At 63.5% G+C, this 12,297-nt stretch carries 6 protein-coding genes and 1 tRNA gene; 2 read left to right on the top strand and 5 right to left on the bottom strand.

From position 1 onward, the window contains the following. The first annotated feature begins 28 nt into the window (after positions 1–28). The gene (locus tag AC1ROX_RS06095; RefSeq protein WP_493123429.1) at positions 29–1,540 is read left to right on the top strand and encodes a serine/threonine-protein kinase; all 1,512 of its coding nucleotides are present in this window, start codon (positions 29–31) and stop codon (positions 1,538–1,540) included. A 155-nt stretch (positions 1,541–1,695) separates the two neighbouring features. Here AC1ROX_RS06095 and AC1ROX_RS06090 read toward each other — a convergent pair. Beyond that, a tRNA-Thr gene (locus AC1ROX_RS06090) sits at positions 1,696–1,771 on the bottom strand. A 121-nt stretch (positions 1,772–1,892) separates the two neighbouring features. Between AC1ROX_RS06090 and AC1ROX_RS06085 the strand changes: the two genes are divergently transcribed. Next, positions 1,893–3,347, top strand: a complete 1,455-nt coding sequence (locus AC1ROX_RS06085; RefSeq protein ID WP_493123427.1) for an L-lactate permease — start codon at positions 1,893–1,895, stop codon at positions 3,345–3,347. 238 nt (positions 3,348–3,585) lie between these two features. Here AC1ROX_RS06085 and AC1ROX_RS06080 read toward each other — a convergent pair whose 3' ends face one another. From AC1ROX_RS06080 to AC1ROX_RS06065, 4 genes are read right to left on the bottom strand one after another with little or no spacing between them, the layout of a single operon-like run. Continuing rightward, entirely contained in the window at positions 3,586–5,685 is a 2,100-nt protein-coding gene (locus tag AC1ROX_RS06080; protein WP_493123425.1) for a 3'-5' exonuclease, read from the bottom strand. Continuing rightward, positions 5,686–6,216, bottom strand: a complete 531-nt coding sequence (locus AC1ROX_RS06075) for a GIY-YIG nuclease family protein (RefSeq protein ID WP_493123423.1) — start codon at positions 6,214–6,216, stop codon at positions 5,686–5,688. A 2-nt stretch (positions 6,217–6,218) separates the two neighbouring features. After that, positions 6,219–9,128, bottom strand: coding sequence for a site-specific DNA-methyltransferase (locus tag AC1ROX_RS06070; RefSeq protein WP_493123421.1), 2,910 nt, complete (start codon positions 9,126–9,128; stop codon positions 6,219–6,221). Positions 9,129–9,154: 26 nt separating this feature from the next. After that, positions 9,155–12,235 (bottom strand): BPTD_3080 family restriction endonuclease, encoded by a 3,081-nt coding sequence (locus AC1ROX_RS06065; RefSeq protein WP_493123419.1) that lies wholly within the window; start codon positions 12,233–12,235, stop codon positions 9,155–9,157. Between the last annotated feature and the right edge of the window lie 62 nt (positions 12,236–12,297).

Here is a 12,297-nt window from a genome sequence, read left to right as displayed (position 1 = left end):
GAATCGAACCTTTCGTTGAAGTGGCCCGATGGCGGACAACCTCGAATCATTACCTCCGAAGAGTAGAATCGGAAGATTCCAGCTGGATTCGACGCTAGGCCGCGGGACTTTTGGCATCACCTACCGCGCAACGGACACCACGCTCGGCCGCGCTGTTGCGATCAAGGAATTCCTGCCGGCGGCGCTGGCGGTTCGGCATGGGGCCGTTGCCGTCCTGCCTCGCTCGACGAAGCATGCCGACGAATTCCTTCGGGGACGGGCCGATTTTCTCAGCGAGGGCCGCACCCTCGCCAGGATGCCGCCCGCCCCCGGCATCGTCCGCGTCTTCGACTTCCTGGAAGCGAACGGCACCGCCTACATCGTGATGGAGTTCGTCCAGGGGATGACCCTCGAGGGCAAGCTCCGGCGAGGCCCCATCAATGCAGCGCTACTGAACAGCATACTTCCGCCGCTGCTTCAGGGGCTGGAAGTCGTGCACAAGACGGGCTTCCTGCATCGCGACATCAAACCCGCGAACATTCTGATCGACGACGAGGGCGCACCGGTGCTCGTGGATTTCGGCGCGGCGCGCGCCGCGATCGGTGCCGCCACAGGAAAGATTACCGCCGTGCTCACGCCGGACTATGCCGCGATCGAGCAGTTCACCGCGTCGACGCAGGGTCCCTGGACCGATATCTACGGGCTGGCCGCCACGCTCTACCACGCCGTGACGGGAAAGATGGCGCCGAACGCGACCCACCGCCTTTCCCACGACGGCTGCGTCCCGCTGGCGCAATTGTCGCCGCCCGGCATACCCCGCACGTTGTTGCGCGGCATCGACGCAGGGATGGCCGTTCATCCCGGCGACCGCCCGAGGTCTATCGCGGACTGGCGGCGGATGCTCTTCGACGGCAGTTCCGACGCCCGGACGGCCCCCATGCCAAGCCGAAACGGCCGCACGGCGATCTCCTCAACGCCCGCGACTCCGGCGGGGGCGTCGAAATCCCGTTCTCTCTGGACCCGCAAGAATCTGCTTCGCGGAGGGCTCGCCGCTGCCGCGGCGGGGCTCGTCCTGGCCGCCTTCGCCTACTGGGCCCTGCCCTCGGGCCAGCGCGGCATCCTGGGCCAGCCCGAGAACATGGCGCGGATGGGCACGACCGGCGCAACAGGCCCGGCCACGGCAGGCACGGCCACGCAGGGCGCGGCCAGATCGGCCGCCAGGCCCCCGCAGCCTGCAGTGAAAGGGCCGAACGACGGCCGGTTCCGGGGCAATCTGACGGTCAGCCTGCGAGGCACCCCCCTCGCGACCCTTTCCGTGTCCGCCCGGATCGAGGGATCGAACTTCACGGGCGAAGTGCAAGCCCCTCGCTGCGGATCATTCCGCATTCGACTGGCCGCCGGGTGGAACGGTGACATCATCGGAAACACCGCATTCCTGATGCCCAACTGCAAGGACGCAATCGCGACCGGTACAGGAGTGCTCTCCGAGAGAGGGATATTCCTCAGTCTCCGGGCAGAGCAACACGATATCGAGGGGCTACTGAGACGGGTTCAGGATTAGAGGCTCTGGCACGGTGTCTACGCAGCCCGCCCTTTGGCCAGCCGTCGTCAGCAGCCGGACGCGGAGGTCGGCGATCGCAGGTGTCCCACCGGGATTCCGGCACGGTGTCCCACCGAGCGGAAAAGCCCTGATTCACTTGCCTTTTTTAAGGGTAGTGGTGCCCCGAGACGGAATCGAACCGCCGACCCCATCATTACGAATGACGTGCTCTACCAGCTGAGCTATCGGGGCATCGGCGGCGGGTTTAAGGGAAAGGGGGCGCGGGCGCAAGGCGGTGTTTCGCCCCTCCCGAGGGCTCGGTTCGGCCGTAACCGAAGCATCCGGGCGGCCGCAAGGCTGTAGAACAGCCCCCATGACGACGCTCCTCTCGCTCCTGCCCCTCCTTCTCGTGCTGGGCCTGCTGGCCTCGGGCCGTGCCAGTGCGCTGGTCGCGGGCCTTGCGGGCCTCGCCGCGACCCTGGCCGCCTCCGCCGCGCTCGTAATGCAGGCCGATGGACCGGCCGCCGTGGCGCTGCTGTTCCGGCGCGAGGTGCCGGCCGGCCTGTGGCTCTCCTGGCACGTCATCGCCATCATCGTCACCGGCGTCTTCTTCCATCGCGCCAACCTGGCGCGCGGCGGGCCCAGTGATGACAGGGCGCTCGAGGCGACGCCACGCCGCCTGTTCGCCGTCTGCTTCCTGCTGGCGCCCTTCGCCGAATCGGTGACGGGCTTCGGCGTCGGCTACATCATCGCGCTGGCAGCGCTGCGGCGGCTGGGGATCGGCGGCATGCCGGCGCTGCTGCTCGGCCTCTACAGCCAGTCGCTGGTGCCGTGGGGTGCGCTCGCCATCGGCACCACCGTGGGCGCAACCCTGGCCGGGCTGACGCCCAATGAACTCGGTCTCAGCGCCGCCGTGCTGCAGGTGCCGATCCACGCCCTCTATCTCTGCCTCTACTGGCGCTTCGCACGCGAGGCGGGCGTCGCCGTGCCGACGGTGCAGAAGATCGACGATGCGCTGTGGACGGCACTCCTGCTCACGCTGATCTGGCTGGCGAACCGTCACAGCGACGTGGAAATCGCGGCCGCGGCGCCGACCGCCTTCCTGCTGGCCGTTCGCTTCTGGCGCGACGAGCGGCCCAACCTCGCCCGCGTGCGCACGACGCTACGCGCGGCCGCGCCCTACGTGGCGCTGACCCTGGCGCTCTGCGCCACGCGCCTCGTCACGCCGCTGCGTGACCTGCTGAAGCCGCTCTGGGCGATGCGCCCGTTCGACAACCAGCCGGCCTTCGCGCCCTTCTACGCGCCGGGCTTCTGGCTGCTGTCGATCGGCATCGTGGTCGTGCTGATGGCGCGCGCGCCGCTCGGCAAGGTCGCGAAGGAAGCGTTGAACGGCGCCTGGCGCGCCTGCGCCGTGACGCTCGCCTTCGTGTTGATGGCCGAATTCTATGTCGGCTCCGGCATGGCGACCTCGATCGCCGAGGCGCTGCGGTCGGTCGCCGGACGCGGCGCGGCGCTGGGCGTGCCATTGTTCGCCGCGGTCGGCGGCTTCCTGACCGGCAGCGGCGCGGCGGCCAACGCCATGCTGATGCCGATGGAGACGGCACTGGCGCGCGCCCTCGCCCTCGACCCGGCCTGGATCGCCGCCGTCCAGAACAGCGTGACCGCCAACCTCACCATGCTGTCGCCGATCCGCGTCTCGATGGGCGCGGCGATCCTCGCCCTCTCGACCTCCGACGCGATCCTCTACCGCCGCGCCTGGCCGCTCGCTTTGCCGCCGCTGTTGACCGGCTTCGCGACGATCCTCGTCCTGCTGGCCTTCGGGGCCTGAGGCAAACCCGCCGCCGGATCGCCGGCCCTCAGTTGCGAATGCCTCTCAATAGCTCCAGATTCGCAGCCGGGGTCTCCCGTTTCATTTGCTTCGTTTATTTCGTTTGTTTCGTTTATGCGCCCCATTTCACAGGCCGCGGGAGCGAGGGCTTGCGCGCCCACGAGGCGCTGGCCAGCTCTTTTAGGAACTGATTTATCATAGCACAGCCGACCGACAGCGGCCAGGGATGGGCGCGATGTCAGCCCTGAGGAGCTGAGAAGTCGGCGAAGAATTCGGAAGCGGGCTTGACGCCGCAAACGAGCAGGCGGTCGCGGGCGCGGGTGCAGGCGACGTAGAACAGGTTGCGCTCGGTATCGTGGACCTCGTCCAACTCCGATTCGTCGGCGACGGTCTCGATGCGCTCCTGCAGCGGCAAGACGTCGTCGTCGCAGGCCATGACGGCAACAGCCTTGTATTCGAGGCCCTTGGCGAGGTGCATGGTGCCGATGGCGACACGCCCCTCCGGCGGCTCGAGCCGTTCGGAGAGTTCGAGCTGAGTGTGCCCGGCCGCTTTCACGGCAGCGCGCGCCCGGGCGAGTTGGTCGTTGGAGCGCACGAAGATGCCGATTTCGGCCGGGGCGATCCCGTCGGCCACGCTCTGCCTGATCCAGTCGGCCACGCCCTGAATCTCCCGAGCGGCGTCGGCGAAGGTCCGGACCTCGGGATCGGGGCCGTTGAACACGGACACGGTGCCGCGCCGGTCCTGCTCGTTGCCGTCGACATCCTGCACGGTCCGCGGCAGAAGGCGGTCGGCCGCCTGCCGGATCTGGTGCGAGGTCCTGTAGTTGACCTTGAGGGTGCGCGAGCGCCCGCGGATGTCGACGCCCAGCGCCTTCCACGAAAACGGCTCCTGAAAGATGCGCTGGCCGAGGTCACCGGCGAAGAACAACGCATCGGGTCCGCCCGGCGTGATGGCGGCCAGCATCCGCAGTTCCGGCACGCCGAGGTCCTGGGCCTCGTCGATCACGGCATGGGTGAAAGGCTTGTCGGCGCGCGGCGCAAAATGCGCGGTGACCCTCCCGAAGATGGAAGGCCAGGTCAGCAGCCCTTGGGCCTCGATGAGCTGCCGCGCCCGCACGAAGGCCGGCCAGAGCTTCTCGCGCTGCTTCGCGCCCAGCCGGTTCTTGCGGCCGAGGCGCGGAACGGTCTGATAGGCGTCGAGGCTCGCCAACTGCCAGGCATCGACGACATTGAGCCATTCCGAGGCGAGAAAGCGCGGCGTGAAGCTGGTGAGGGAAGCGTCGGCCGCCGCCGTCTTGAGCGCGCTCCGAATCTGATCCTCGGTCGCGGCCCTCGGATGGTGCCCGAACGCCAGGGTGAACAGGTCGTGCGCCACGCCCTTGAACGGCAGCACAGTCACGCGGTGAACAACGCCGCTCTCCTCACCGGCAAGGATGCGCAGCTTGCCGTCTAGCGCGTTGGCAAGCGGCAAGGAAAACGTCGTGAGCAGCAGCCGCGCCTGCCTGTGCTGGCGCAGGATGTTGGCCGCACGATGCAGGGCAACGACCGTCTTTCCCGTTCCGGCGGACCCGGACACCCGCGCCGGGCCGCTGAACGCCTGATCCACGACCTGCCGCTGGGAGGGATGCAGGAACACTGTCCACTGGTCCCAGGGAAATTCGAGCGCGCGCTTCAGTTCCTCGACATCGTCCATGACGCGGAAGCGGCGCTGGGCGTCGGGATGCTCGAAGGGGCTGACCAGCTCGGGCGCCGTGGCGGGAGCGACCTGTGGCTTCGTGCCGGTCGCGAGGTCCAGCAGCGCCTCCGCCGCCTCGCGCGGCAGATGCTCGGCAATGTCGAAGAGCGTGTCTTCGGTGGCGGCCTTTACGTCGGAAAGCCAATCGACCGGGACGCCATAGCCGAGAAGCTCTTCGTCCGTACTGCCGGCAAAGAGCGGCGGCTGGACGAGACGCACCGGCGCGACCGCCTGCTCCCGCACGACCGGCCTGTGAACGACGATCTCCTGCACACGCTCGCGCACCTCGACGATCTGCGCCGCGCCCGTCTTCGGATGAGTCTCGATACGGCGGCGCTCGGCCCAAATATAGGCAGCGTCATGATGATCGACATAGCAGACCAGGAAGCTGCCTTCGGTCTTGTGGACGATCAGGCGAATGTCGCGGTTGACCCGCATCGACCAGAAGTTCGCGTCCTTGGACTTTTCAATGCGATGGAATTGAAGCCCCGGCGCCGCCGGATTCATCTGCAGATCGAAAACAGTCTCCTTCACCGCCTTCTGCTCCTGGGCAGAGAGGCGCCGCAATGCGGTCTGGAAACTGTCGGCGATGCAGAAGATCATTCAATCCTCGTCACCCAACTTTTCCCATAGATCGCGAACCATCTCGGGCATGTCGGGCCAGAGGTTGTCATTATCCTTCCATTGGAGATACTGCTCCACGGAGTCGCCAAAGCGGCCACCCTGTCGGTTGTGCACGGGCTCAGCCGCCGCAATCAGAATTCCCTCGATGTGATTCAAGACATCACCAATCTCGGGATGAGCGACAGTTTTCTCCGCTTTTAGCTGACCACTGCCAAGCACCGCCCGAACTCCAAACCATGAAAATTTGGTCCAGCGCTCAGATACGAAATCCTCGCGATGCTGCTTTAGTCGATCAAACAGGCGCTGATCATTCTTTCCACCTGCCTGCCCGACATAGACCAAGCGAAAGTTGTCGTCATACAAGCAATATACGCCCTGCTGTTCTCTAAAATTTACAGGTTTACTCGTCTTAGCGCCCGTTCTGATGCCCTTTAGGTGACCAGCGTTGCTGCCAGCACCAAAATGTATCCAAGCTCGCCGCCAAAATAGCCCGTAGTTCTGAATGAGCATGATTATACCGCGAACACTTTCATCACTTCGTCGCCGAAGTGATTGATGACCTTGACGGCGAAGCGGCCCGTGTCGGGGCGCGAGAATGGACGTGACTTGTCGCGGTAGAGGGTTGCCCAGGCTTCCTCGTCGATTTCCGCCTTCAAGGCGGTCTTGAGCGACTTGTAGGGGTCGTTGGCACCCATGAAATAGGCGTGGCGGACGAAGAAGCTTTCCTCGTCGTAATTCGTGTCGATGAACCAGGCGGCGATGTCGTCCTTGCCGCTGGCGCGGACTTCACCGGTCTTGGGATCGAACACATCGACCCCCAGCACCTCGACGACGATCCCGCCCTCGGCATTGAAGGCCCATTTGATGTCCGGCTCGCCGAACACGACGAACAGGTTGCCCGCGCCGGTGTTCTTGAGTTCGTCGGACATATGCAGTTCGGGATTCATCTTGGCCTTGAGGATCGGCAGCGGGCCAAGCTTGTGCAGTTCCGAGGTATGCGCCTCGAAATTGAAACCGCAGGCGATCAGCGCATCGAAGCGCGCATCCAGCGCCTCGCGCGCGGCGGCGGTCAGGTCCGCGCGGCTCACCGTGCCGAATTCCGGGCCGATGAAGACGGCGGCACGCTTCTCGGTCTCACCTTCCATGAACCGGCCTTCGGCGGCGATCCACGTGCCGGGCCACCCGGAGATGGATGAGAAGGTGATGCGATCGGCCTTCTTCGCCTGCTGGACGCCCGAGGTTTTCAGGTGCTCCAGGATCATCGCCGTGAAGTCATTAAGTTCGTCGGTGCCCTTGGGGAGCTTGCGTTTGCGCCTGCCGCTGGCCGCGTCCAGCTCCTCGATCAGCTCGTCCTCGTCCGACGGGACGACGCGGTGCGGCGAAAGACTTTCGACCGTGAACGGCCCCGCGACACGGACCCGCGATTTGTCCTCGTAGGGACGGTCATAGAGAAGTTCGACATCCGCCTTCCTGGCGATTGACTCGTCGATCTTCCTCTGCCGTTCAATCCGTAGCTCCCACCACGCCTTGTGAGAACCTTTGGCGTTGGCCGACCACTCCTCTGCCGCCTCACGCGGGATTTCCCATTCTTCCCACTTCTCGCCGAGCGCAGCGTTGAGTTCGTGGCGCAACGGTTCAAGCTTTGTCTGGTACTCGTCCCAGATTTCGTCGATCATAGTATTTCGGGAGATTGCCCCCAATGTAACGTGCGGCACTCGCTCATAAACAAAGCCTTGCCTTACATCTCCATGGGTAGTGGCATCTACGGGCGGTTTCCCCGCAAGGTCGCCCTCCTTCGATCTACCCTCCTTGCTATCAGCTAGAAGATAGTAGGGATATTTGGCGCCCATTACCCTCGCACGGGCGAGCGCGAGTGCGACGCGCGATGTGTCGGCGGTAATCCAGCGCCGCCCCCACTGCTCTGCGACCGTGGCAGTCGTGCCGGAGCCGCAGGTCGGATCAAATACAAGGTCGCCCGGATCAGTTGTCATAAGCATGCATCGTTCGACTAACTTGGAAGATGTTTGAACGACATAGATTTTGTTGGATGCACCGCCCAGGTCTTGCCAGACAGAGCCGATCAAGACTGTTGGGTCGTCCCTAAACATCCTTCGCAAGCTGATCTGCCGTCCATCTACGACGATGCGCCCAGCTCGCGCTACGCGCTGTAGGCCTGGAACAGAGACTTTCCAATGATTGGTCGCACCCGGATGGAACGGGCGACCTTGGTACTCAAATGTCACCGTCGTCGACGGACGAAAACCATCTGAGGTAAGAGGATAAGAGCGCCATATCGCTCCAATATCGGCGATACTACTGAAATCACTTCGCTCAACTGCCGTGAGGGGGCGACTGTCTACCGGTGAAGTCATTACTTTCGTGTATCCGCTTCCTCCTTCGCCTTTAAGATTTCGATCTCTAACGAGCGCTCTAAACTTTGTCTGACGCTTGTCGCGTCCGTACCACAAAATACGGTCAGAACTAGACTGAATGAAAGCGCCTGTTGTGCTTCCGGATTTTTGCACAACCAGTTCCACCACGTGATTATCTTCTCCAAATACCTCATCCATAAGAGTTCGGACTCGATGAACGTTCTCGTCGCCAATTTGAACGAAGATGCTTCCACTTTCTGTCAGCAGATCTCGCATCGCAGTGAGGCGGTCGCGCAGATAAGTGAGATAGGAGTGAATCCCGTCCTTCCAAGTATCGCGGAACGCGCGGACCTGTTCCGGTTCGCGAGATATTTCTTCAATCTTTCCGTCTTTTACGTCACGTGAGCGCGTCGACACCTGCCAATTGGAATTGAACTTTATCCCGTAAGGCGGGTCGAAGTAGATGCACTGCACCTTTCCACGCAGGGCCTCGCGCTCAGCAAGGCTCGCCATGACCTGCAGACTGTCGCCGAGGATGAAGCGGTTCGACCAGTTCTGATCGTGCTCGTAAAATTCTGCCCTCGCTTCCGGGTCGATGCCGTTGAAGGCATGGAACAGATCGGCGATGTCGCTTTCGGCCTCGCGCTTGGCCTTTGTGCGGCGCGTCAGGTCGTCGATGATCGCCTTGGGATGGACCTTCTCCTGGATGTAGAGCGGCGGCGCGGTGACGACGAGGTCGGACCAGTCCTGCTGGTCCTTGCCGCGCCAGGTCAGTTGCGCGTCCGATATATCGAGATAGCCGGTCTCCGCCGCCTTCTTGATCTGCTCCGGCGTCAGGTGGACACGCGTACCTTTCCAGACGAGCTGAGGATCGAGATCGGCGTCGCGTGGCCGGGTTTGCCCTTGCGCAAGGGGATGGCGGCGCGGATAGACGACGGGCGCAAAGGGGGCGATTTCCTCCGCGCGTTGCGCAGCGGATTGAAGCTCGGCGGTCGGGATGTTCTTTCGCTTCGCCTCCGTGTGCGTCAGTGTCTCGACCTGCTTCGGCATGCCCGTCGACTTCTTTCGCCCCTTGCTCATGCCCCGCTCGCTTCCTTCAATTGCGGCTCGCCCTTCGCCTCGACGGCCCGGTCTATCAAGGCGCCGAACTCCTTCTGCATCTCGAACACGTCGTTGAATTCCTCGAAAGCCCAGCGTCCATAGACGCCGAGGTTGTTCACGCCCCTGATCCATTGCTGGCGCATCGTCTCGGACTTGAGCTTCACGTTCTCCCGGCGATAGCCCTTGACCTCGACGACCAGATGCAGCGGATCGTCGGGACCATGTCCATCGTCGATGTTGACGATGAAGTCCGGCAGATAGGCGCGCGCCGTCGAACCGTCCTTGTACGGCACTTCAAAGCCGAGCCCCTGGTTCTTGACGTAGGACAGGACCCGCGGATGTTCCTCGGCGGCGCGGGCGAATTCGGCTTCCCAGTCGCTGTCACGAACGACGTAGTTGACGTGGCTCTTGGCCGGATCGGTCGTGTAGAGGTCCTTGCTGGTCATGAAACCGATATGGCGGGTCGAGCCTTTGGGATTGTAAGGATCGAGGACGGCACGGATGCGTTGATCGTCGCCGATGGCGGCCGCGATGCCGTTGTAGATGCGCTCGGCGGCCTGTGCGGCGATGCCCAGGATCTGGAGCATCCATGGTCCGGTGCCGCCCTTGCACTCCAGATAACCTTCGTCGATCCAGCGCCGGACGATGCGCTGGATCTGATAGAACAGGTGCAGCTTCGGCTCGCCGTCGGCATCCTTGAAGTAGGTGTAGAGAAGATGCTTCGCCAGCTCGTAGGACACGGTGCTGGGCCGCTTGTCCTTCATTTCGGCGACAGTCAGCGTCACGCCTTCGCCGACGATGCCTTCGAGCAGGGTCTGCCCTGGCCCGACCATGTCGGGGGTCAGGATCAGTTTCGAGTCCGCGCTGAAATTCGCCTGCAGCTTCTCTTCGGGCAGCTCGATGCGGTAGCCGACCACGCGCGGAAAGATCATCTCGAGCGCCGCGCGCTCCCGCATCGCCGCCACGCGCGTCATCTTCTTCGGTGGCTTTACCGGCGCGACCTGCGGCTTCGCCGTGAAGTCGAAGGGAATGCCCATGATGTCGGCGTACTCGACATCGAACAGGCCTTTCGCATTCAGGTCATAGGAATAGCGGCGCAGGCCGCGCCCCACGACCTGCTCGCACAGGAGCTGCGTGCCGAAGGCGCGCACACCGAGAATGTGGGTGACGGTGTTGGTGTCCCAGCCTTCGGTCAGCATGGCGACCGACACGACGCAGCGCACCTGCTCGCCCAACCGCCCTTTCTTGCCGACCGTGTTCATGACCTCGCGCAGCAGGTCGGAATCGGACAGCTCGCCGACTTCGCCCGCGCCGGAACGCTGGGCGATCTCCCGCTTGTATTGTTCGATTTCCAGCGCGGCGGCGCGACGGAAATCATCGTCGAGCGCCCCGCCTGATTCGAGCTGCTTGCTGTCGATCAGCAGCGTATTGGGACGGGCAAGGCGGTTTCCGTGTTCGTCGAAGTTGCTGAACAGCGGAAGATGGCCGTGGTGGACGGTGCGCAGTTCCTCGCTGTCCTCGGCCACGGGGCGTTGCCACCCCGAAAGCCATTCATAGACGAGCTTCGACGCGGAGGTGTTGTTGCAGACGACAATGAAGACCGGCGGCGTGTTGATGCCGGACGTCTGCCACTTCTCGAACGTCTCACGATAGTGGTTGTAGAGGGCGACGAGGGCGGTTTGCAGCTTCGCGGGCATCTCGTGCGGATCGAGTTCGCCCTGGCCCTTGCCGCGGCCCTTCTTCGGCATCTCTTCTCGAATATGCTCCCACAAATCGCGAAACACCGGCACTTCCGCGTCGGGGATATTGTCGGCGGTGGGGACGCGCGGCAGCTTGACGATGCCGCATTCGATCGCGTCCATCAGCGAAAAGTCGCTGATCGTCCAGGGGAAGAGCGTGCCTTCGGCATAGCCGGAGCCGCGCAGGAAGAACGGCGTGGCGGAAAGGTCGTAGATGGCACGGACGCCCAGCTTCCGCTTGAACATCTCGATGCCGCTGATCCACAGTCGTGCCGCTTCGTTCTCGGAAACGGCTTCCTTCCTGTCGTCGCCCTTCAGTTCGCCGATATCCTCGTTGTCCGGCTTCTCCCGGTAGCAATGATGCGCCTCATCGTTGATGACGACGATGTTCTTCAGGCCCATCAGTTCTTCGGCGACACGCCGGACCATCTGGCCTTCGGTTTCCCTCGTCGCAATCGGAGCGTGGCGGCCCTGCAGAAGCGAGCGCCCGACTTTGTTGACCTCCAGAATCTCCCGGAGCTGGAGAGCGTGATAGTTGGTGATGACGATCTTCGCCTTGTTGATATCGTCCAGCATGTCGCCGGGAACGAGCTCGCGAGTGCGATAGTAGCTCTCGACGTCGCTGGGCAGCAGGACGCGCAGGCGGTCCTTGATGGTGATGCCGGGCGCGATGATCAGAAAGCCGCGCGAGAAATTGTTGCTGGTGGGCGCGCGCACGGCATTCACGGCCTGCCATGCGATCAGCATTGCCATTACGGTGGTCTTGCCCGCGCCGGTCGCCATCTTCATCGCCAGCCGGAGAAGTTCGGGGTTGGCCTGTTCGTTGGCCCCGAGAATGTGCTCCCAGATGTGGGCGTACTGCCTTCGGCTCTTCGCGACCTCGGTGAGCCAGATCACCGTCTCGACGGCCTCCACCTGGCAGAAGAAGGGCCGCACGCCCTGAAACTGGTGACTTCGCCAATAGGTGAGCAGGCGGGCCGTGGCCGGCGTCACACCCCACGCTGAAGGATTCGAGCGTCGCCACTCGCCGACATGGGTGCGAATCTCGTTGATGATGGGTGTCGGATTGTATTCCTGCTCTTCGGTCGAAAGCCCGTCGGTGTTCTGCAGACCGAGTTGTCCCTGGTCCTTGCTGGACTTCGCCTTCTTCTTGCGCGGCTTCGGAACGGGCGTGATCAGCTCCGACTTTCGCCGCCCCTGGCGCGGCGGCTGGTTGAGCGGCTGCCCGTCCGCATCGAGAGGGTGATAGCGGGACGGTTCCTCATAGGGAGAATTCAGGATCGGCTGCTCGAAGAAGGAAGTGACTTGCTGTGTCATCGATACGGATGCTCTCTTCGCCGGCGCCGGAATCCAAGCGCGGATTGCCGCGGCCGGCGCGG

Source organism: Reyranella sp. GW821-FHT14A01 (assembly GCF_058803965.1).
This window is presented reverse-complemented; position numbering and strand designations above follow the sequence as displayed.

Coding starts and splice junctions, on each gene's coding strand:
- AC1ROX_RS06095 (WP_493123429.1), top strand. CDS start 29: ATGGCGGACAACCTCGAATCATTACCTCCGAAGAGTAGAATCGGAAGA.
- AC1ROX_RS06085 (WP_493123427.1), top strand. CDS start 1,893: ATGACGACGCTCCTCTCGCTCCTGCCCCTCCTTCTCGTGCTGGGCCTG.
- AC1ROX_RS06080 (WP_493123425.1), bottom strand. CDS start 5,685: ATGATCTTCTGCATCGCCGACAGTTTCCAGACCGCATTGCGGCGCCTC.
- AC1ROX_RS06075 (WP_493123423.1), bottom strand. CDS start 6,216: ATGCTCATTCAGAACTACGGGCTATTTTGGCGGCGAGCTTGGATACAT.
- AC1ROX_RS06070 (WP_493123421.1), bottom strand. CDS start 9,128: ATGCCGAAGCAGGTCGAGACACTGACGCACACGGAGGCGAAGCGAAAG.
- AC1ROX_RS06065 (WP_493123419.1), bottom strand. CDS start 12,235: ATGACACAGCAAGTCACTTCCTTCTTCGAGCAGCCGATCCTGAATTCT.